The organism is Thioclava sp. ISO4, from assembly GCF_058105145.1.
On sequence record NZ_CM176571.1, the window covers coordinates 2,040,995 to 2,060,426 of the forward strand.

Sequence of the window (19,432 nt, forward strand, 5' to 3'; positions counted from 1 at the left end):
GTTTCAGGCCGTCAGGCGGCGATACATATGCCAGCTGGCATGGCCCAGAACCGGCAACACGATGAACAGGCCAAGGAAGACCGGCAGCATCCCGATGAACAGGCTTGCCGCGATCACCATGCCCCAGATCGCCATCGAGACCGGGTTGGCCGCGACCGCCCGCATCGAGGTGAGGATGGCGGTGATGATGTCGATCTCTCGATCCATGATCAGCGGCAGTCCGACCACGGTGAAGGAAAACAGGATCGCCGCGAAGGCCGCCCCGATCGCGGAGCCGATCGCCAGCATCGTCAGCCCGTTTCCGGTGAACAGGATCTCGGGCGAGCTGGAGATGTTGGTGAAGGCCGACAATCCCATGAACAGCGCGAAGGTCGTGTGGGCCACGAAGACCCAGAACATGAACATCATCAGGATCAGCATCGCCATCGAGGGCGTCTGGCGGTCCTTCTCGGAGACGCAGCAGGCGATCACCTCACGCCATTCCAGCGGCTCCTGCGCCTCCAGCTTGCGCGAGACGGTATAAAGCCCCATCGCCGCGAAGGGCGCGAGCAGCGGAAAGCCGAGCGCGAAGGGGATCAGCCACCATTCCTCGCCCTGGGCTGCGAACACGGTCCAGAGCACGATGCCGCCGAGCACGTAGAAGCCCGAAAACATCAGCCCGAAGGCCGGGGCGCGTTTGAAATCGTTCCATCCTGCTTTCAGGATATCTGGTATTTCCGAGACCTGAAGGTCGCGGATATGCGGCACCTCGGAAGGCGGCGACGCGACAGTTTGCATGTTTCTTCTCCCTGACTGAGGGCCCTCTCCCCAAGGCCCGCAACTTCACGTTGCGTCACGCGGGCGTGATCTGTCCAGAGAATTGCTTGCTGCGTCGCCGCGAGACTCAGCCGCCCATCCGTTTGGTCAGTCGCAGAGAGATCGCATAAGGCAGTCGTTTCAATAGCTTGAGCTGCCATGTGAGGCGGCGGGGGAAGTGGGTCTCGAAGCGGTCCTTGGCCAGCCCGTCGGCAATGCGGCGGGCGGCTTCATCGGCTTCGATCACGAAGGGCATGGCGAAATCGTTCTTCTCGGTCAGGCGAGTCTTCACGAAGCCGGGAGAGATCAGGCGCACGTCGATCTGGGGGGCATATTCCACGCGCAGGCTCTCGACGAGGTTGATCACGGCGGCTTTCGAGGCGGAATAGAGCTGCCCCTTCGGCAGCCCGAAGATGCCTGCGACCGAGCCGAAGATCACCAGCTGCCCGCCCTCGCGCAGCAATCCCGGTGCGGCCTGCGCGAACCACAGCGTGCCGAGCAGGTTCACCTCCACCAGCTTGCGCGCCGCATCGCGCTCCATTTCATCGACGCGTCCGGGATCGTAGAGCGCCGCGGTGATGATCATCGCGTCCAGCGGCCCGTGGGTGAGGATCTCGCCGCGCGCATCGTCGAGGCTTTCGGGATCGGAGACGTCGCAGGGCACGACCTCGCCCTGACCGAGCTCCGCCTTTAGCGCGTCCAGCGGCTCGACCGAGCGGGCCGAGAGCACCAGCCGCGCCCCGCGCGCGGCCAATTCGCGCGCCAGCGCCTGCCCGATGCCCGAGCTCGCGCCCATGATCCAGATGCGTTTGTCGTTGAAGTCCACGGTGCTCATCCTCTCGCTACTGGAGAGGATACGCGCCAAAACCGTTCAGGGTTTCATTCCAAGCGCGGCAACGCACTCGGCCAGCAACTCGTCGAGCGGTCGCGTGCCCGACAGCTCCAGCACCAGCTCGGACCGGCCCGCCAGCCATTCGTGATGGCGGCTGAGCGAGCGCCCCGAGAAATAGGGATCGTCATAGCCCGCAGCCCAGGTCAGGAAGGAGCCGTGATTGGCCTCCATGTCGCCGCCCTTGCGGATACGGGTGCCGAAGCGCGCCGCCTCGCGCTTGCGCAGGCGCGCAAGGCGGATCGGTGTGGGGGCGGTGAGAAAGACGATCAGATCGGCGCCTGCGATTGCGGGCTCCCCCCAGCCGTCGAGCGAGCCGGAGATTACCCAGCCCTCCGGTTCCTTCGCCTCTTCCATCAGCGCCAGCCGCTCGGCGGGGCGGCGCTTGACGGTGTAGGGCGGGTCGCTCTCGGCCCAGTAGAACTGGTCGGTGTCGAGATGGGTGACGCCCAGCCGGTCGGCCAGACGTTGTCCCAGCGAAGATGTGCCCGAACCCGCGGCGCCGGTAATATGAACCCGCGCCGCCATTCGCGATCAGCTCTCCGCTTGCGCGTCGGCGCGGGATTTGCCTTCGAGGCCAAGCGCCAGCGTCGCCGCCATGAACCCGTCGAGATCGCCGTCGAGCACGCCCTGCGTATCCGAGGTCTCGTGCTGCGTGCGCAGGTCCTTCACCATCTGGTAGGGCTGCAGCACGTAAGAGCGGATCTGGTTGCCCCAACCGGCCGAGCCCTTGTTCTCGTGGGCTTCGTTGATCGCCGCGGTGCGCTTTTCCAGCTCCATCTGATAGAGGCGCGATTTCAGCGCCTTCATCGCGATGTCGCGGTTCTGGTGCTGCGACTTCTCCGACGAGGTGACCACGATCCCGGTCGGGTGGTGGGTGATCCGCACCGCCGAGTCGGTCGTGTTGACGTGCTGACCGCCCGCGCCCGAAGAGCGGAACGTGTCGATGCGGATATCGGCGGGGTTCACCTCGATCTCGATATTGTCGTCGACGACCGGATAGACCCAGACCGACGCAAACGAGGTCTCGCGCGTGCCCTTGCCGAAGGGCGAAATCCGCACGAGGCGGTGCACGCCCGATTCCGATTTCAGCCAGCCATAGGCGTTGGGCCCGGAAATCTTGTAGGCGCAGGATTTGATCCCGGCCTCGGCGCCCGGTTCTTCCGATTGCAGCTCGACCTCGTAGCCGCGCTTTTCGGCCCAGCGGACATACATCCGCTGCAGCATCGAGGCCCAGTCGCAGGCCTCCGTGCCACCCGCGCCTGCGTTGATCTCGAGGAAGGTGTCATTCGCATCCGCCTCGCCATCGAGAAGGGCTTCGAGCTCTTTCGACGCGGCGGTCTCTTTCAGCGCGGCCAGCGAGGCCTCGGCCTCGGAGACGACTTCCTCGTCGTCTTCCATCTCGCCCATCTCGATCAGTTCGACATTGTCCTCCAGATCCTGCTTGATCCGGTTATAGGTTTCGAACTTGTCCATCAGTTGCTGCCGGTCGCGCATCAGTTTCTGCGCGCGCGCCTGATCGTCCCACAGGGTGGGGTCTTCGATCATCGCGTTGAATTCCTCGATCCGGTGCGGCGCGGTCTCGAGGTCCATCCGCTGGCCCAGCAAGGTCAGGGACTTGCGGATCTGTTCGACGGTGTTCTGCGTCTCGGCGCGCATCTGTCATCCTCTTGAAAGCTTGGCCCGCGTGATACGAGATCGGGGCGGCGCCCGCAAGGCGGCGCGGGGGAAATTGCGTGGGCCGCGCGGCGTTGAAAAGCCGCGCGGCCCTTGTGTCTATGGTCTCCGTGGTGCGGAGCGAGGCGTGGCTCAGCTTGCCTCCAGCGCCGCGATGATCGCGCCGAAATCGCTGGCCTTGAGCGAGGCCCCGCCCACAAGCGCGCCATCGACATTGGAAGTCGCGAAAATCTCTTCCGCGTTGGAGGGTTTGACCGAGCCGCCATAGAGCAGGCGCATCCCGTTGCCCGCGGCCGCGAAGCGCGCGACCAGCGTGTTGCGCATGAAGTCATGCACCTCGGCGATCTGCTCCAGCGTCGGCGTGCGGCCCGTGCCGATCGCCCAGACGGGTTCATAGGCGATCACGCAATTGGCGGCCGTCGCACCATCGGGAACGGAGCCCGCAAGCTGTTCGCCGATCACGTCGAGCGTCTGTTCGCCGTCGCGCTGCGCCTCTGTCTCGCCCACGCAGATCACCGCAATCAGACCTGCGCCAATCGCCGCCTCGGCCTTGGCGCGCACGATGAGATCGCTTTCGTGGTGGTCCGCGCGACGCTCGGAATGGCCGACGATGACATAAGAGCCACCCGCATCCGCGATCATCTGCGCCGAGATGTCGCCGGTATGCGCGCCGCTCTCGTTCATGTGGCAGTCCTGTCCGCCGACCGCGAGCTTGCCGCCAGCCGCCTCGGCCATCGCGCCAATCAGCGTCGCGGGCGGGCAGAGCAGCACGTCACAGGCGGGCGCGGGGTGCGCTTCGGTCAGCGCCGAGACCTCGCCCAGATTGCTCTTGAGCCCGTTCATCTTCCAATTGCCGGCGGCCAGTTTCTTGCGCATGTGCGATTATTCTCCCTGATGTCGTTGGGCCTGACATTAGGGCAGGGGGCGCAGGCTCGCAAAGGGCAAATTGGCGCGGGGACGCGACTTAGCCGTTGCTCTGGGGGGCTTCCATATCGGCGAACTTGATCGACTCGCCGCAGCCGCATTCATCGACCACGTTCGGATTGCGGAACTTGAAGCCCGATTCCAGAAGGCCGGTCTCGTAGTCGATCTCGGTGCCCAGCATGAACATCTGCGCCATCGGCGCGATCAGCACACGGGCGGGGCCCTTCTCGACGACGATATCCATCGGCCCAGCCTCGGCCGCGACCTCCATCGTGTATTCCATGCCCGCGCAGCCACCTTTCTTCACGCCGATGCGGAAGCCAGCCGCATCCTCGCGCGACATAAGCTTGGCAATCTGCGCGACGGCGGCGTCGGTCAGGGTGACGGGATCTTGTCCGGGGACGTTGAACATGGGGGCTCTCCTTCACCGAGTAATTTAGTCGGGGACGGGCAGGATTCCAAGGGGCGGAAGCTGTCCCAAAAGCGCGAGCGTGGCGTAAGAGGCGGCGAGCGCCCAGCCGAAAGAGGCCAGCGTGCCGATGATCACATATTCGGATTTCGGATTCGCCCCGTCCTTTGACACCGCCTCGAAGCGCAGGATCGATTTCGCCGCGATCAGAAAGCCGATGCCGGAGGGTTGTCCCGCCAGAACCAGAAGAATAATCAGCCCGCGTTCGAGCAGCCCGATCATCCGCCCGCCCTGGGGCAGCCCCTCAGGCGGGGCGTCGTTTTCATATTGCGCCATCAGCAGTCCCACCGCGAAGCCGCCCGCGCGGGTGGTGATCAGGAGGCCGGTGGCGAGCGTCAGGGCACCGGGGAGCCAAGTGAGGCCCGCCCAGAGCGAATTGTTCCAAAATGTCGGGAAGGTGGCGGCGATGAGCGCGGTCGCAGCCAGATGGGCCGCTTGATCGCCGAGGAAGGCGGCGAGGGGATGCGTTTTGGGCGCGAAGCTCTTGGCGATGTCGATCACGAGATGGCTGAGGGCGACCAGCGCCAGCACCCCGATCAGCGCCCAGCTCAGCTGCAGCCCCACCAACAGCGTCAGCCCCGCGAGGATCGCGATATGCGTGGCCAGAGCCGCTCCGTCCCGCCTGGCCTTCTTCTCCGCCATGTCGCTGCTTTGAAACGCGAAATCGGTGAAGGTATGGGCGAAGAGAAGTGCCGCGAAAGTCTCGATCATGGGGTCTCCTCGATCATCGCTAAGGCCTCCACGATGGCCGGGTAAGCCGCGCTTGCCAAGGCCTGTGCCAGCGATTGCCGGGTGATGCCGATCTCGGAGGCGGCGGCGGTCTGGGTCGGAGGTTTAAGGCGCAACATCGGCGCGATCGCGCGCGCCTGCGCTGGCGTCCATTCCTCCGAGAGATGGTCGAACAGCCGCAGCGCCGCACCAAGCGCCCCGCCTGCCGCATGGGCGATGCGCGGACCTTCGAGGCTATCGAGCAGTTGCCCCGAGGTAGTGAAGACCGGCCCCGACGCTCCGTTCAGGTCGCCATCCGCAGGCAGGGCGCCATCACCCTCGGCAATCGCGATCCGGGTCGAGAATGCCTCGCCCAGAGCGCGCAACTCGGCCTCGATCAGCACGGCCAGCCTTGCCTGATAGCGCGGCTCGGTGATCGCTATCTGCCAGCCATCGCCGCGATTGCGGGCGAAAGCCGTGTCGCCCAGTGAGGGCCGCAACGCTTCCGCCGCTCCCTCGATCGCATCGAGCGCCGCGCTCAGCTCGGAGGCCGAGAGACGGGTCGAGGCGACGATATCGCCGGTGAGGACACAAAAATAAGCCATGCGCAGGTTATAATGCCTGCGCATAACAATATGCAAGTAAAAATACCTGCATCTTCTATTTAGCAGGCGAAATAGCCTGCATCACTCAACGAGGAACGGATAATCCGTATAGCCCTCAGCACCGCCGCCGTAGAACGTGTCCGGGTTCGGCGCGTTGAGCGGCGCGTCCTTCTCGAAGCGCGTCGGCAGGTCCGGGTTCGCGATGAACAGCTTGCCGAAGGCCACCGCCGCCGCGCCCTCTTTCAGCGCCGTTTCGGCCATCGCCTTGTCGTAACCATTATTCGCGATATAGGGCGCTTTCGACTTCGCACGCAGCGTCTCGATCCCGTCCGCGGGCCACTCGCGCGGACCGCCGGTCTGGCCTTCGACGAAATGCACGAAGGCCATCGGCTTGGTGTTGAGGAAGTCGACCACCGCGCCGAACAGTTCCGCCGTGTTGCTGTCGATGCCCACGTTATTCGCGTTCGACCAGGGCGAGAGGCGGATGCCCACGCGCTCTGCGCCGAGGATATCGGTCACCGCGTCCACCACTTCGCGCAGGAAGCGGGTGCGGTTCTCGATCGAGCCGCCATATGCGTCTTCGCGTTTGTTCGAAGTGTCGCGCAGGAACTGGTCGATCAGGTAGCCATTCGCGGCGTGGATCTCGACGCCATCGAAGCCCGCGGCTTTCGCGTTGCGCGCCGCGTTGCGGTAATCCTCGACCGTGGCGGCGATCTCTTCGACCGTCAGCGCATGGGGCGTGGTGGTCGCCACGAAGCCTTCACCGTCGAAGGTTTTCGCCTCGGCCGAGATCGCCGAGGGGCCGACCGGATCGCGTCCATCCAGAAGCTGCGGCACCGAAATCCGGCCGACGTGCCAGATCTGCGCGACGATCTTGCCGCCCGCGCCATGCACGGCCTCGGTGACTTTCTTCCAGCCAGCGACCTGCGCGTCGTTATAGATGCCGGGCGTCCAGGCATAGCCCTGACCCATCGGCGAGATCTGTGTGCCTTCGGTGATGATCAGCCCCGCGCCTGCGCGCTGGCGGTAATATTCCACCGTCATGTCGGTCGGATGCAGGTCGGGCGCGCGGTTGCGGGTCAGCGGCGCCATCACGAAGCGGTTGGCGATCTCGATCGCGCCAAGCTTCGTGGGGGAGAAAAGCGTATCAGCCATGTCGGTCATCTAGTCGGGCCTCTCATCGGGTTTGACATTCGGCGCCATGAGATGGGTCGCACGGCGCTAGGGACAAGGTGGCGGCATGCGCGACGTCGCTGTGCGCAAATGCGAGGAAGCAAAAAGGGAGCCGCGTGGCTCCCTTCCTCTTGGTCCGAAATATCCCGGGGGGCACCCGCAGGGTGCGGGGGCAGAGCCCCCTCCGGGCCTCACATGAAGCCCAGTTCCAGCCGCGCCTCGTCGGACATCATGTCCATGCCCCATTGCGGATCGAAGGTCATCTCGACATCGACATCGCGCAGACCGCCGACGCAGGCCACGGCATCGTGAACCCAGCCCGGCATCTCGCCCGCCACGGGGCAGCCCGGCGCGGTGAGCGTCATGATCACCTTCGCGTCATTCTCGGGGCTGATCTCGATCGTGTAGACGAGGCCGAGATCGTAGATGTTCACCGGAATTTCCGGGTCATAGACGGTGCGGCACGCTTCCACGACACTTTCGTAGAGCGGGTGATCGGTCGTCGAGGGCTTGATCAGCGGGGTGCCTTCAAGCGGCTCTTCGGGCGTGGCGGTCATGGAAGCCTCTTTCATCGGCGGGGGCGCGCGCGGGCGCCTATCGAATTACTCGACTGTTTATCTAGGTGATAGGACCCGAGCCGTAAAGGGAGGCGTGGGCCACCGGCTGATATGTGATGAGGTGGCGTCCATGATGACACGTTGGTTGAGAAGGGGCGCGCTCGAGCCTCGGGTGGGCGCGTGGCGTCGCCTGTCGCCGGGCACTTTATCTCGCAAGCCCGGCGGACGCTTGAGCCTGCGACGACATCGCCAATGCGCCCTCCCGGGGGGAGGGTCGGGCGCGGCCCGGGGCTGGTCGCCCCGGACCGAAGGGAGGAAGCGGCGCACTCCTCCCAACGCTCCTGCCTTGACGCCCCGCACGCTTCGCGCCAAACCGATCCCATGTTGCCCGAAGAGAAACTCGACCAGATCCTCGCGCGCTTCGAGTACCTCGAGGCGCTGCTCAACGCTGGCGCGGAACCTGCCAAGATCGCCGAAATCAGCCGCGAATATTCCGAACTCAAACCGGTCGTGACCCAGATCGAAGCCTGGCGTCAGGCGCGTGCCGATCTGGCAGAGGCCGAAGGTTGGCTCACCGATCCGGAAATGCGCGATCTGGCCGAGGAGGAATTGCCGCGCCTCAAATCCCGTATCCCCGAGATGGAGCAGGCTTTGCGCGTGGCGCTTCTGCCCAAGGATGCCGCTGACGCGCGCCCCGCGATTTTGGAGATCCGCCCCGGCACGGGCGGCGAGGAAGCGGCGCTTTTCGCGGGTAACCTGCTGCGCATGTATCAGAAATACGCCGAGAAACACGGCTGGCGGTTTGAGATGATGGAGCTGACCGAGACCGAGCTGGGCGGCGTCAAGGAGGCCGTGGCCCGGATCGAGGGCGAGGGCGTCTTTGCGCGGCTGAAATACGAGTCCGGCGTCCACCGCGTGCAGCGCGTGCCGGAAACCGAGGCCGGCGGGCGCATCCACACCTCGGCCGCAACCGTGGCCGTTCTGCCCGAGGTCGAGGCGGTCGATATCGACATTCCTGCCAATGACATCCGGATCGACACGATGCGGGCCTCCGGCGCGGGCGGCCAGCACGTCAACACCACGGACTCGGCGGTGCGCATCACCCATATCCCGACCGGGATCGTCGTCACCTCGTCGGAGAAATCTCAGCACCAGAACCGCGCCAATGCGATGGCGGTGCTGCGCGCGCGGCTGTTCGAGGCCGAACGGGACCGCGCGGCCTCCGAGCGCGCCGAGACGCGGAAGTCTCAGGTGGGCTCCGGCGACCGCTCGGAGCGCATCCGCACCTATAATTTCCCGCAAGGGCGGCTGACCGATCACCGCATCAATCTTACGCTCTATTCCCTTGATAAGGTTATGGAAGGCGAGATCGACGAGGTGGTCGACGCGCTGATTGCCGACGATCAGGCGGCGAAGCTCGCGGAGATGGAAGCGTGAGGGCGCAGGATGCGCTGGTCGCTGCAACCCGGAGGTTACGCGAAGCCGGGATCGAGGGCGCGCAGACCGACGCACGCAGGCTGCTGGCCCATGCGTTGCAGGTGGCACCCGACCGCCTGACGCTCGCGCTGCAAGACCCGCTGCCCGATGACGCTGCCGCCCGGTTCGAGACGGCCCTCACCGCCCGCGCGGCGCGCCAGCCCGTCGCCCAGATCACCGGCAAGCGGCTGTTCTGGGGGCACGAATTCCGCGTCACCCGCGACACGCTCGACCCGCGCCCCGAGACGGAACTGCTGGTCGAGGTGGCGCTGGAGCGGCCCTTCGTCCACGCGCTCGACCTTGGCACGGGCACCGGCTGCATCTTGATCTCGCTGCTGAAATCCATGCCCTTCGCGGCGGGGACGGGGACCGATCTGTCGGACGCCGCGCTGGAGGTCGCGAAAAGCAACGCCGAGGCGCTCGGCGTGGCCAAACGCGCCAAGTTCCTGATTTCAGACTGGTTTGCCAATGTGCCGGGGCGCTACGACCTCATCGTCTCGAACCCGCCCTATATCGCCCAGGACGAGATGGCGGGGCTCTCGCAGGATGTGCGCGACTGGGAGCCGCTCTCGGCGCTGACCCCCGGCGGCGATGGGCTCGACGCCTATCGCGCGATTGCACTCGGGGCAGGGGCGCGGCTGCTGGCGGGCGGTCGTCTCGCGGTGGAGATCGGTCCGACACAGGCGCAGGCGGTCAGCGATCTCTTCGCCGCCCAGGGGTTCGAGCAGATCGAGACGCGCCAAGATCTCGATGGGCGTGACCGCGTCGTTTTGGCGCATAAATCCGGCGATCCGGCGGATTGCGGCGCGTCTTGAGCGCAAAATCGCGCAAAATCTTGGGGAAAACACCGCGAATCGGCGGAAATCGCGGATTTGACCGATTTTCTGACTTGAAAGGTGGCCCCCCGCATGTTTAGTCAAGCCTGTGCAGGGCGGATAGTAATCCCCCGCACGGCTCAGCTTCACAGCGCGGGTGTTAGGAACGAAACCGGGCAGGTATGCCCAGCGTGACAGTTCAGCCCGCAGGCCACGCATTAGCGGCCATTTCCGAAAAGCCCGTGACAACGGGCCAAGAAAACGAAAGCCATGAGATCTTCGAAATCCCGTTCGCGTAATAAGTCGAACCGTCAACGGTCGATGGGCAATATCGTCAACCGCGTCTTCGACAGCTCCGGCCCCGAAGGCAAGGTGCGCGGTACGCCGCAGCAGATCATTGATAAATATCTTCAGCTTGCGCGCGATGCACAGCTCGGCAACGACCGCGTGGCCGAGCAGAACTTCCTGCAGCACGCAGAGCATTACACGCGAATGCTGGGCGAGGCGCAGAAAGAACAGGCCCGCGAGCAAGAGGCCCGCAACCAGCAGCGCCAGCAGAACAACCAGAATAACGGCAACCAGAACAATGGTGGCCAGAATAACGGTGGTCAGAACCAAGGCGGTAACGGTCAGCAGGGCGGTCAAAACAGCGGCCAGAACAATGGCCAGCAGGGCGACAGCCAGAACGAGGCCGCCTCGAAGGGGGAAGCTCAGGACAACACCACGTCCGAGCGTCGCGAAGAGCGCAGCGAGGCGAAATCCTCCGGTCGCAACAAGCGCGCCGAAAGCCCCGAGATGATGCCGCCGATGCCGCAGCTCGAGCTCGAAGAGGATTCCACCCTCGTCGAGACGCCGGAAAGCCGCAGCAGCGAAGAGGCGCCGAAAACCGGGGAACAGCCTGAGAAGGCCGAGAAAGCGGAAAAGGCCGAGAAAGCGGAAAAGGCCGAAAAGCCCAAGCGTCCGCGCGCCCCGCGCAAGCCGCGCGCCCCGAAAGCCGACAAGGCTGAAAAGGCAGAGGCGAGCGCCGAGATGCCCAAAGCTTCGGGCGAGTAACGCCTCGGACAAGAGATAGCAAAAGGCCCGCCGGATCGGCGGGCCTTTTTGCATGTTGGGGCAGGGGCGGCACTCAGGCGGTCAGGTCTTTGTCCAGAAATACCCGGTCATAGCCGCCATCCATCCGGCGGTCGCGCTCGATAAAGCCGAGCCGCGCATAGACCGCGCGGCTCTCCTCCATCGCGGCATTGGCAAAAAGCCACAGCTTTTCCGCGCCGATCTCGCGGGCGCGCGCCTCGGCGAACGCCATCAACTGCCGCCCGATGCCTTGCCCTTGTGCGGCCGGGTCGACGGCGACGGGCTCGATCTGCAACCGGGGCGGCGTGCCGTCATCCGCAAAGAGCCCGATATAGCCCGCGAGTCCGCTTTCCCCCTCGCAGACCCAGAGATGCGGCTGCTCGGCGGCATGATCGGCGAGCATCGGAGCAGGCGGGCGTCCGATCCGGGGAATGTAGCGGGAGAAGGCGGCCTCGGCGATCTCGGCAATGCGCGGCAGGTCGTCCTCGCGCGCCGGGCGGATCATTCCTGACCCGCGACGATGCGTGCGAGCCGGCAGAATTGCTCCAGCGTCACGCGTTCGGCGCGCTCGGTCGGTGCGATCCCGGCCTGCTCCAGCTTCGCCTCGATATCGGGGGCCACGCCTTTCAGCGAGGCGCGCAGCATCTTGCGGCGCTGGTTGAAGCCCGCGGCCACGACCCGGCTGAGCGTCGCCGCATCGGCCGGATAGCGCGGCTCGGGCAGGGCCTTTAGATGCACCACTGCCGAATGGACCTTCGGCGCGGGCGTGAAGGCTTCGGGCGGCAGGCTCATCACGATCTTCGCCTCGGCACGCCACTGCGCGAGGATCGCGAGCCGACCGTAATGTTTGCTGCCCGGTTTGGCCACGATCCGCTCGGCCACCTCGCGCTGGAACATCAGCGTCAGGCTCTCCCAGAAGGGCGGCCACTCTTTCGGCGTCAGCCAGCGCACCAGCAGCTCGGTGCCCACGTTATAGGGCAGGTTCGCGGCGATCTTGATCGGCGGCGTCAGATGCGCGAGCGGGTCGATCTGCAGCGCGTCGCCATTGATGACCTCGAGCCGCCCCGGATAGGCTTCGGCGATCTCGGCCAAGGCAGGTAGGCAGCGCGTGTCCTTCTCGATCGCGAGGACCTTGCGCGCCCCTTCGGCCAGAAGCCCGCGGGTCAGACCGCCGGGGCCGGGGCCGACCTCCAGCACATCCGCGCCCGTCAGATCGCCCGCAGAGCGCGCGATCTTCGCGGTCAGGTTCAGGTCCAGCAGGAAGTTCTGCCCGAGGCTCTTCTTTGCCACCAGATCATGCGTCTGCAGAACCTCGCGCAGCGGCGGCAGCCCGTCGATCGTCGCCATTACGCAGCCTCAGTCATGACGCGCGGCTCCCATCCGGGCCGCCATCTCCAGCGCCGCGATCAGCGAGGCGGGGTTGGCGCGGCCTTGGCCCGCGATGTCATAGGCGGTGCCGTGATCGGGTGAGGTCCGCACGAAGGGCAGGCCGAGCGTGATATTCACCCCGCCGTCGAAATCGAGCGTCTTGATCGGGATCAGCGCCTGATCGTGATAGGCGCAGATAGCCGCGTCGTAGGTCTGACGGGCGCGGGCGTGGAACATCGTATCGGCGGGCATCGGCCCCGCGACGGCGTAGCCCTCTTCGCGCAGACCGTCGAGCGTGTCGGCGATCCAGTCGCCTTCCTCGGAGCCCATCGCGCCGCCTTCGCCTGCATGCGGGTTCAGCCCCGCCACGGCGATCCGCGGGGCGGAGAAGCCGAAATCGCGCCGCAGCCCTTCATAGGTGATCCGCACCGTCTCGCGCAGAAGCTGCGGGGTCAGGAGTTTCGGCACCTCGGACAGCGCGACATGGATCGTGGCGGGCACCACGCGCAGCGGCGGGTCGACACGCGACGAGGTCAGCATCATCACCACCCGCTCGACGCCCGCGAGATGGGCCAGATATTCGGTGTGGCCGGGGAAGGTGAACTTTGCCCCGTCCTTAAGCGCTTTCTTGTTGATCGGCGCGGTGGTCAGCCCGGTGCCTTCGCCGCGCATCACCAGATCGACGCCGCGCGCGATCACGTCGATCACGGCTTTCGCATTGGCGGGGTCCGGCTCGCCCGGTAGGGCGGCGGCGGGGAACTGGTGGGGCAGCACCGGCAGCCCGGCGCTGGCATGGCGCAGCGCATCGGCGGGGCGGTCGATCTCGCGGATCTTCGTGCCGCGCGGCAGATGCGCGGGATCGCCGATCCAGACGAAAGGCAGCTTCGCGCCGCAATGCTCCCAGGCGCGGGCGGCGATCTCGGGGCCAACCCCCGAGGGATCGCCGCAGCTGAGGATCACGGGGCGGTCGGGCGCACGGGCCGCAGTGCGATCGGTCGGCTGGGCGCTCATTTGCGCACGATCACCGCGTCGGCTTCCAGATCGGCCATGTAGCCGTTGGCATAGGCTTCGAGCGCCTTGCTCTCCAGTGCCGCGCGGACCTGATCGCGGTCGGGGGCGGACTGGTCGCCCTCGGGTGCCACTTTGCGATCGCAGAGCATCACCAGAAGGTCGTTTGCGCCCTGCGGGATCACTTCGCTCTCGCCCACGTCGAGATGCGACAGCGCGAGACCGACATTGGTCGGCACCTGCGCCTGCGCCACGTCCTCATGCATGGTGAGCGCGCTCGCCGGGAAGCCCTTGCCGATCGTGTAGAGCTGGTTGCATTGGCGCGCCGCGGCCACCTGGCTCTGGACCTTTGCCGATTGCTGCGAGCCGGTCTGGCCGATGGCGAAGGTCATGTAGCTCAGCGTCTGCGGGCCCGACGGGGCCTCGCCGTCACCGATCGCGCGCAGCAGGAAGACCGCGACCGCGCCCTGAAGTTCGATCGGCTGGGTCGCCGTGCCCGGCTTGAGCTTGAGCACCACGCCGCGCAGTTGCGGCGGCAGCTTGTCGATCGGCATCCAGTCCAGACGCCCGCCGCGATCCCGCGAGGGAGCGGCCGAATACTGACGGGCGAGCGCTGCGAACGCGCCTTCGCCCTGTGCGGCCGAAAGCTGACGCGCCTGACCCATCGCGGCCCGTGCGTTGCCCTGAGGCGCGGGAATGATCGCTTCGGAGAGTAGCACCTTCACGCCCTTGCCGGTCTGGCTTTCGGGCATCATCGCGCGGTCGATGTCAGCTTTCGTGATGTTCACCCGCGGCCCGAAGCGCGCGCGGACCACCTGACGCCAGACGAGGCCAGCCTCGGTGAAATTGCGGAAGGTGTTCGGATCGACGCCTTCCTTCTGCAGCGCCTGCACGAATTGCTCGCCGGTCATGTTCGCGCGGCCCGCGAATTCGTCCATGCCCTTCTGGATCGCGGCCTCGTCGAGCTTGATGCCGATGCGGTTGCCGGCCCAGATGCGCAGGCGATCTTCGATCAGCGCCTTCTCGGCATCCTCGCGGGAGTTCGCGCCGGCATTGAGCAGCTGCATGAAGCGCTGGCGCTGGCTGATTTCGTAATCGGTCACGCCCAGCCCGTTGACGGTGACGACGGGCGCGAAGCTGCCGCCCGATTGCGCCTGCGCCGTCCCTGCGGCGAAAGGCAGGGCGAGCATCAGCGCCAGAAGGGTGAGCAGTCGGGTCATCATCGTCATGAGCGTGTCTGTCCGTTTCGTCTCGTTCAGTCTTGGCCCTTGGGGCCTCGTTGATCCTCTGGGCCCGCTGGGCCGCGTTGCGATCCCCAGCCTTACCCTCCGCAGGTTCGCCGCGCGGGCGCACCGCCACTCGCGCCGAAGCCGACGAGTTGGACGGAAAGGCCGAAATCGGTCTCCGGGGCTACACTAGTGGATGACGTGAAGCGGCGCGAGAGGGAAAGATCAACCGCGATGCATTCGGTCTGGTAGCGCAGGCCGAGCTTGGCGCGTGCGGCGCGCTCGGCGGTGAAATCGTAACGTGTGCTGAGCGTGCCCGACCAGCCGTTGCCCCAGCGCCATCCCGTGTCGAGCATCAGTTCCGACATGTTGTCGTCGCGCCCTTCGGCGGGGTTCTTCTCGAGCCAGAGATAACCTGCCGAGACGTTGAAGTCATTACCGACCCGCGACAGCCGCAACTCGTCGCGCGACACGGAGAGGTTATCGTCGAACAGCGCGCGGTTCGACAGGGTCAGCCCGTTCGCGGTGGTCAGATGAGTCTCGAGGAGCCAGTCCGATTTCGTCCCCGACAGCCCCGTGCCCTGCGAAAACTGGCTCAGATCGCGCTGGCGGAACACGCGGCCCGCCGCGACGCCCAGAGACCAGCCGGAGCTGTCATAGCGCGTCCAGCCGAGCCCGACATTGGCGCGCAGGCCGGTCTCGCGCGCATCCTCGCCCGGATAGCGGGTCAGCGAGAACAGGTTGCCGCCGTCGAATTCGGGCAGCTGGCTGTCCTCGTTGGAGGCGTCCGCCAGATGATCGGGCGCCCAGACGATCTGCGCCACCGGCTCGATCACATAGGCGGCGCGGCCGCTCGTCTTCACCCAGGGCCAGCGGATTTCCGCGGCGACGGTGGGTTGGCCGCGCAGGATCGTGTCGCTGAAGGCGGAATCCTGATTGGTCTCGATGATGTCGCCCGCGAATTGCGTCTCGATGGAGCCCAGCATACCCGGCCCGAACAGCCAGTTGCGCCGCCAGTCGGCGGTGAGCGAGCCACGCACCATGTCGCGCCCGTCGGGCCGTCCGTCGCCGTTGAGATCGAGCGTCGAATTCGAGGCGCGCCGCGTCGCCAAGGTGGAAAACCGCAGGCTGCCCTGTCCGCCGATTGCGGCGGGGCGGAATGTGCGGATCCATTCGCCGGTGCCGCTCAGCATCGGTTCTGTCGAGTTGCTTTCGCCCGCCCGCAGCGAGTGGACATTGCCGGCGCGGGCCCAGATCAGTTCGTCGCGGCGCACCCGTTCGAGCGTGACGCCCGACCACAGCCGGTCATCGTCGCCGAGCCCGTAATTGAGCAGGTAGCTGTCGTCGCTGACCAGCCGAAGCTGCGCGGTCAAACGGAATTCGCGGGGCAGTTTCGCCTCGAGATCGCCGAAGAGATAGCCGCGCGTGCCGCTGCGAATGTCGTCCTTGCTCAGCGCGCCCGACCATTCCATCTTGCCCCAGTTGAAGGCCTGCCGGTAGCGCAGGTTCAGCGTCTCGGTGCGCGAGGTCGCGAAATAGGGCGTCACCGTCAGGTCGCGGCTGGGCCCGAGCGCGATGAAATAAGGCACCAGAAGCCCCGGCCCGAGGCCGCTCGTGGTGCGGAATTGCGGGGCGAGGAATCCCGTCATCCGCCGCACGCCCGGCGCGGGCAGGCGGAGCCGCGGCAGATAGGCGATCGGCACGCCTGCCGCGCGGAACTGCGCATCCTCGAAGACGATCTGCCGCGTGGTCGCGTTATGCACGACGCGGCTCGCGCGGATTTCCCAAAGCGGCGTCGGGTTGGTCCGGCAGACCTCGCAAGACGAGGCCACGACCTTGTCCATGATCGTGATCGCGCCGTCGCGCCGCTCGATCCGGGCGGCGGCGAGCTGCAACTCGCGCGCCATCACCATCCGGGCGCTGAGCAGGATGCCGTTTTGCAGATCCGAGGATAGCTCCGCCTGCGAGGCGAGGATCACCGCCTGCGACTGGCCGGGCTGCACCAGCCGGATCGGACCTTCGAGGTAGAGCTTGTCCGCCTTCTGGTCATAGACCACGCGCTTGGCGGAAAGCCGGTTGGACTTGTAGAAGACCTCGACATTGCCCTCGGCGACCAGCTCGTTCTGATTGCGGATCGAGACCCGGTCGGCCAGCAGCGTCGCCAATTCGTCCGACGACGGGATCGGCGCGTCCTGCGTAGTGGGGGTGGAGGCTGTCGCGGTAGCGTCTTGCGCGCGCACCGTCTGCGGGCCCGTCACGCCAAGCGCGACGATCAGCGCCAAGGCGCTCGCCCGTCCTGCCAAGGCGCCGAATTGCCGCCGCATCACCCATCCTCCCGGTGCAGTAGCCGCGCCAGCGGCAGCATCAACCCGATCACCGGCGGCGCCCAGGCCGCGAGCAGAACGGGAATCTGTCCGTTATCGCCCAGAACTTGCGCGATATTGCGCAGGAAGAACAAGCCCAGACCGGCGGCCAAGGCCAAAAGAACCTTCGCGCCGATGCCCCCGAAGCGCACATGATCCATCGTGAAGCTCGCCGCGATCAGCACCATCGCGACCAGCAGAACCGGCAGCGCGAGCTCCATCTGGAACCACACGATATGGCGGCGCGCCGAGAAGCCCGCATCTTCGAGCGAGGCGATGAAGCTCGGCAGTTGCCAGATCGGCACCGCGGAGGGCTTGCCGAAACTGTCGCGGATGCTGGCGACCGTCAGATCGGAGGGCAGCGAGAGGCTGTCCTGGGTTGTGGCGTCGCGCTCGGGGTTGGTGGACTCGCCCAGCGGCCAGTCCTTCACGTCCTGCAACTGCCACGCGCCCGGTACCAGCGTCGCGGTCTTCGCGTCGATCCGGCGCACCGGGCCGCGTTGAGGGTCGAAGATCAGGAAGGTCACGCCATGCAGGGTCGTGGCATCGCCATTGGCGCGCTCGGCATGGATCACCGCCTGCGCCAGCGACTTGCCGTCGGAGGCGAGGCCTGCGCTTTGCCGCATCCACACGCCTTCGCGCCCGATCGAGACGGTCGAGCCGCCACCGGACGTGTAGTGATCGACGAGCGTCTCGTAGCGCTTCGAGGTCGCCGAGACGAGCGGGTTGCCCACCAGCAGCGCCAGCAGGCCAAGCACCAGCGCCGCCGCGATCGGCGCGGCCAGCATCCGCAGCGCGGACCGGCCCGCGGCCCGGATCACCACCAGTTCAGAGCTGCGCGCCAGTGCGACGAACAGCGCCACCGCCGACAGCATCACGATCAGCGGCAGGATGGTGTAAATCGTCTCGGGGATGTTGAGCGCAGAGAGCACCGAGAGCTGCAGCAGGCTCAGCCCCTGATCGGAGAAGCGGCGGATTTCCTCGACCACGTCGATCAGGAACAGGATGCCCCAGAAGCTCGCCGCGACGATCAGGAAGCTGCGGAGGAACCGTTTCGCAAGATAGAGGGCAAGCGTCACGCGGCAGCCTCCCGTTTGGGCCGGATACGACGCGGACGCCCCGACCACCACAGCATGAACAGCACCATAACGATCCCGCCCAGCGTCGGCGCGATCAGGCTCGGCCAAAGCGAGGGGTCGCGCCCGGAACTGGTCTCGGCGGCGTTTTGCAGCACCTGCACCACGATCAGCCCGCCGATGGCGAGCGACATCTGCCGCCACATGCCAAAGCGCGAGAATGTGCCCATCATCAGCGCCGAGAAGCCGATCAGCGCCGCGATCGGGGCCAGCAGGGGCTGGGTGATCCGCCGGGCAAGCTCCAGCCGCAGCGCGTCGCGGGCGGCCTTGGCGCTATTCGCGCCCGGTGTCGCGTCCAGACCGGTCCCGGCCATCATCGCGGCGAGGCGCGGCGTCGTCATCTCGTCGATCTTCGGCGCCCGCGCCTTACCGGCCTTCAGGAACGAGCCGATATCATAGGTGAAATTGGCAAACCGCGTGACCGACAGGCGATCCGAGGGTTTGCGCAGCGTCTGGGCCATGCCCGAGAACATGATCAGTTTCGGCCCCGTCTCGGTCTTCACGATCACGCCCTTGTCGGCGGTATAGATCGTGCTCGTCTGCGCCGAGCGGCTGTCGGAGACGAAGATGTCCTGCAACTCCCCCAGATCGGAAATGCGCCGGATATAGATCGAGATGCCCGGCGCGGGATGCTGGAACGTGCCTTCGGTGAGGAATTTCGCGGTCAGGTTCTGCGCGACCTCCTGCTGGCGCTCGGCCAGCCGGGCTTTCGCGGCGGGGACGAGGAAATTCACCAGAAGCGCCATCATCACCGAGGCGATCAGCCCGAAGACCAGCACCGGACGCGCCAGCCGCCAGTTCGAGGTGCCAGTGGCGCGCATCACCACCAATTCGCTGTCCTGATCGAGCCGGTTGAACGCGTAGATCGTGGCGGCGAAGGCGGCGACCGGCAGCACGATGCGGATGACGTAAGGCAAGGTCAGCGCGGTGAATTCCAGCACCACCGTTGCGGTCTGGCCGTCCGAAATCAGGCTGTCGAACATGATCACAGCCCGGTTGACCCAATAGACGGAGACCAGCACGAGCGCGAAAAACCCGAACAGCGCCATCAATTTGGACAAAACATATCTGTCCAGTTGCGTCACGACCCTCTCAATACCCCCGAATATTTCCCTTTCTCTAGCCTGTCGGGCGAAGTGAGGGAAGGGCACAGCGGGGGTGCTTTTCATTTT

The 19,432-nt window shown here is 65.9% G+C and carries 20 protein-coding genes; 3 read left to right on the plus strand and 17 right to left on the minus strand.

Features of this window, described 5'->3' with window-relative positions:
• Positions 1-3: 3 nt before the first annotated feature.
• The 10 genes from AC2TZ7_RS10085 to AC2TZ7_RS10130 form a co-directional block, all read right to left on the minus strand.
• Positions 4-777 (minus strand): DUF2189 domain-containing protein, encoded by a 774-nt coding sequence (locus tag AC2TZ7_RS10085; RefSeq protein ID WP_489864105.1) that lies wholly within the window; start codon positions 775-777, stop codon positions 4-6.
• A 106-nt stretch (positions 778-883) separates the two neighbouring features.
• The gene (locus AC2TZ7_RS10090; protein ID WP_489864106.1) at positions 884-1,630 is read right to left on the minus strand and encodes an SDR family NAD(P)-dependent oxidoreductase; all 747 of its coding nucleotides are present in this window, start codon (positions 1,628-1,630) and stop codon (positions 884-886) included.
• A 36-nt stretch (positions 1,631-1,666) separates the two neighbouring features.
• Positions 1,667-2,212, minus strand: a complete 546-nt coding sequence (locus AC2TZ7_RS10095) for an AAA family ATPase (protein ID WP_489864107.1) — start codon at positions 2,210-2,212, stop codon at positions 1,667-1,669.
• A 6-nt stretch (positions 2,213-2,218) separates the two neighbouring features.
• On the minus strand, positions 2,219-3,343 hold the full coding sequence (prfB, locus tag AC2TZ7_RS10100) for a peptide chain release factor 2 (RefSeq protein ID WP_078539462.1): 1,125 nt from the start codon (positions 3,341-3,343) through the stop codon (positions 2,219-2,221).
• A gap of 150 nt (positions 3,344-3,493) precedes the next feature.
• A complete protein-coding gene (gene tpiA, locus AC2TZ7_RS10105; protein ID WP_489864108.1) occupies positions 3,494-4,237 on the minus strand; it encodes a triose-phosphate isomerase in 744 nt (247 codons plus the stop codon).
• An 88-nt stretch (positions 4,238-4,325) separates the two neighbouring features.
• Entirely contained in the window at positions 4,326-4,697 is a 372-nt protein-coding gene (locus AC2TZ7_RS10110; RefSeq protein ID WP_078519348.1) for a HesB/IscA family protein, read from the minus strand.
• Positions 4,698-4,721: 24 nt separating this feature from the next.
• On the minus strand, positions 4,722-5,465 hold the full coding sequence (locus AC2TZ7_RS10115; protein ID WP_489864109.1) for a DUF3307 domain-containing protein: 744 nt from the start codon (positions 5,463-5,465) through the stop codon (positions 4,722-4,724).
• Complete coding sequence (locus tag AC2TZ7_RS10120; protein ID WP_489864110.1) at positions 5,462-6,067, minus strand: MarR family transcriptional regulator; 606 nt, start codon at positions 6,065-6,067, stop codon at positions 5,462-5,464. The genes AC2TZ7_RS10115 and AC2TZ7_RS10120 overlap by 4 nt, the downstream gene beginning before the upstream one ends.
• A gap of 81 nt (positions 6,068-6,148) precedes the next feature.
• Positions 6,149-7,222, minus strand: a complete 1,074-nt coding sequence (locus AC2TZ7_RS10125) for an alkene reductase (RefSeq protein WP_489864111.1) — start codon at positions 7,220-7,222, stop codon at positions 6,149-6,151.
• A gap of 209 nt (positions 7,223-7,431) precedes the next feature.
• On the minus strand, positions 7,432-7,797 hold the full coding sequence (locus tag AC2TZ7_RS10130; RefSeq protein WP_093476840.1) for a DUF59 domain-containing protein: 366 nt from the start codon (positions 7,795-7,797) through the stop codon (positions 7,432-7,434).
• Positions 7,798-8,178: 381 nt separating this feature from the next.
• Between AC2TZ7_RS10130 and prfA the strand changes: the two genes are divergently transcribed.
• The 3 genes from prfA to AC2TZ7_RS10145 all read left to right on the plus strand — a co-directional run bounded on the left by prfA (position 8,179) and on the right by AC2TZ7_RS10145 (position 11,141).
• Positions 8,179-9,234: a peptide chain release factor 1 gene (gene prfA, locus AC2TZ7_RS10135; protein ID WP_489864112.1), complete on the plus strand. Its 1,056-nt coding sequence runs from the start codon at positions 8,179-8,181 to the stop codon at positions 9,232-9,234.
• Positions 9,231-10,088 (plus strand): peptide chain release factor N(5)-glutamine methyltransferase, encoded by an 858-nt coding sequence (gene prmC / locus AC2TZ7_RS10140; protein WP_489864113.1) that lies wholly within the window; start codon positions 9,231-9,233, stop codon positions 10,086-10,088. The genes prfA and prmC overlap by 4 nt, the downstream gene beginning before the upstream one ends.
• Positions 10,089-10,358: 270 nt before the next feature.
• Complete coding sequence (locus AC2TZ7_RS10145) at positions 10,359-11,141, plus strand: DUF4167 domain-containing protein (protein ID WP_489864114.1); 783 nt, start codon at positions 10,359-10,361, stop codon at positions 11,139-11,141.
• 73 nt (positions 11,142-11,214) lie between these two features.
• Here the strand turns inward: AC2TZ7_RS10145 and AC2TZ7_RS10150 are convergent, their stop codons facing one another.
• The 7 genes from AC2TZ7_RS10150 to lptF form a co-directional block, all read right to left on the minus strand.
• On the minus strand, positions 11,215-11,664 hold the full coding sequence (locus AC2TZ7_RS10150; protein ID WP_489864115.1) for a GNAT family N-acetyltransferase: 450 nt from the start codon (positions 11,662-11,664) through the stop codon (positions 11,215-11,217).
• A complete protein-coding gene (gene rsmA, locus AC2TZ7_RS10155; RefSeq protein WP_489864116.1) occupies positions 11,661-12,506 on the minus strand; it encodes a 16S rRNA (adenine(1518)-N(6)/adenine(1519)-N(6))-dimethyltransferase RsmA in 846 nt (281 codons plus the stop codon). Before rsmA ends, AC2TZ7_RS10150 begins: the two co-directional genes overlap by 4 nt.
• A 9-nt stretch (positions 12,507-12,515) precedes the next feature.
• Positions 12,516-13,538, minus strand: a complete 1,023-nt coding sequence (gene pdxA, locus AC2TZ7_RS10160) for a 4-hydroxythreonine-4-phosphate dehydrogenase PdxA (RefSeq protein ID WP_489864117.1) — start codon at positions 13,536-13,538, stop codon at positions 12,516-12,518.
• On the minus strand, positions 13,535-14,764 hold the full coding sequence (locus tag AC2TZ7_RS10165) for a peptidylprolyl isomerase (RefSeq protein ID WP_176535983.1): 1,230 nt from the start codon (positions 14,762-14,764) through the stop codon (positions 13,535-13,537). Before AC2TZ7_RS10165 ends, pdxA begins: the two co-directional genes overlap by 4 nt.
• Before the next feature lie 92 nt (positions 14,765-14,856).
• Positions 14,857-17,085: an LPS-assembly protein LptD gene (locus AC2TZ7_RS10170; protein WP_489864118.1), complete on the minus strand. Its 2,229-nt coding sequence runs from the start codon at positions 17,083-17,085 to the stop codon at positions 14,857-14,859.
• The gene (lptG, locus tag AC2TZ7_RS10175; RefSeq protein WP_489864119.1) at positions 17,085-18,203 is read right to left on the minus strand and encodes an LPS export ABC transporter permease LptG; all 1,119 of its coding nucleotides are present in this window, start codon (positions 18,201-18,203) and stop codon (positions 17,085-17,087) included. Before lptG ends, AC2TZ7_RS10170 begins: the two co-directional genes overlap by 1 nt.
• Complete coding sequence (gene lptF / locus AC2TZ7_RS10180) at positions 18,200-19,345, minus strand: LPS export ABC transporter permease LptF (RefSeq protein ID WP_489864120.1); 1,146 nt, start codon at positions 19,343-19,345, stop codon at positions 18,200-18,202. Before lptF ends, lptG begins: the two co-directional genes overlap by 4 nt.
• Positions 19,346-19,432: the final 87 nt, after the last annotated feature.

Bases quoted from the DNA above. Each gene is read 5' to 3' on its own strand.
- AC2TZ7_RS10130 (WP_093476840.1), bottom strand. From the start codon at position 7,797: ATGACCGCCACGCCCGAAGAGCCGCTTGAAGGCACCCCGCTGATCAAG.
- pdxA (WP_489864117.1), bottom strand. From the start codon at position 13,538: ATGAGCGCCCAGCCGACCGATCGCACTGCGGCCCGTGCGCCCGACCGC.
- AC2TZ7_RS10165 (WP_176535983.1), bottom strand. From the start codon at position 14,764: ATGACGATGATGACCCGACTGCTCACCCTTCTGGCGCTGATGCTCGCC.
- AC2TZ7_RS10125 (WP_489864111.1), bottom strand. From the start codon at position 7,222: ATGGCTGATACGCTTTTCTCCCCCACGAAGCTTGGCGCGATCGAGATC.
- prfB (WP_078539462.1), bottom strand. From the start codon at position 3,343: ATGCGCGCCGAGACGCAGAACACCGTCGAACAGATCCGCAAGTCCCTG.
- rsmA (WP_489864116.1), bottom strand. From the start codon at position 12,506: ATGGCGACGATCGACGGGCTGCCGCCGCTGCGCGAGGTTCTGCAGACG.
- AC2TZ7_RS10120 (WP_489864110.1), bottom strand. From the start codon at position 6,067: ATGGCTTATTTTTGTGTCCTCACCGGCGATATCGTCGCCTCGACCCGT.
- AC2TZ7_RS10085 (WP_489864105.1), bottom strand. From the start codon at position 777: ATGCAAACTGTCGCGTCGCCGCCTTCCGAGGTGCCGCATATCCGCGAC.
- AC2TZ7_RS10095 (WP_489864107.1), bottom strand. From the start codon at position 2,212: ATGGCGGCGCGGGTTCATATTACCGGCGCCGCGGGTTCGGGCACATCT.
- AC2TZ7_RS10145 (WP_489864114.1), top strand. From the start codon at position 10,359: ATGAGATCTTCGAAATCCCGTTCGCGTAATAAGTCGAACCGTCAACGG.
- AC2TZ7_RS10110 (WP_078519348.1), bottom strand. From the start codon at position 4,697: ATGTTCAACGTCCCCGGACAAGATCCCGTCACCCTGACCGACGCCGCC.
- AC2TZ7_RS10170 (WP_489864118.1), bottom strand. From the start codon at position 17,085: ATGCGGCGGCAATTCGGCGCCTTGGCAGGACGGGCGAGCGCCTTGGCG.
- AC2TZ7_RS10090 (WP_489864106.1), bottom strand. From the start codon at position 1,630: ATGAGCACCGTGGACTTCAACGACAAACGCATCTGGATCATGGGCGCG.
- AC2TZ7_RS10150 (WP_489864115.1), bottom strand. From the start codon at position 11,664: ATGATCCGCCCGGCGCGCGAGGACGACCTGCCGCGCATTGCCGAGATC.
- prfA (WP_489864112.1), top strand. From the start codon at position 8,179: ATGTTGCCCGAAGAGAAACTCGACCAGATCCTCGCGCGCTTCGAGTAC.
- AC2TZ7_RS10115 (WP_489864109.1), bottom strand. From the start codon at position 5,465: ATGATCGAGACTTTCGCGGCACTTCTCTTCGCCCATACCTTCACCGAT.
- tpiA (WP_489864108.1), bottom strand. From the start codon at position 4,237: ATGCGCAAGAAACTGGCCGCCGGCAATTGGAAGATGAACGGGCTCAAG.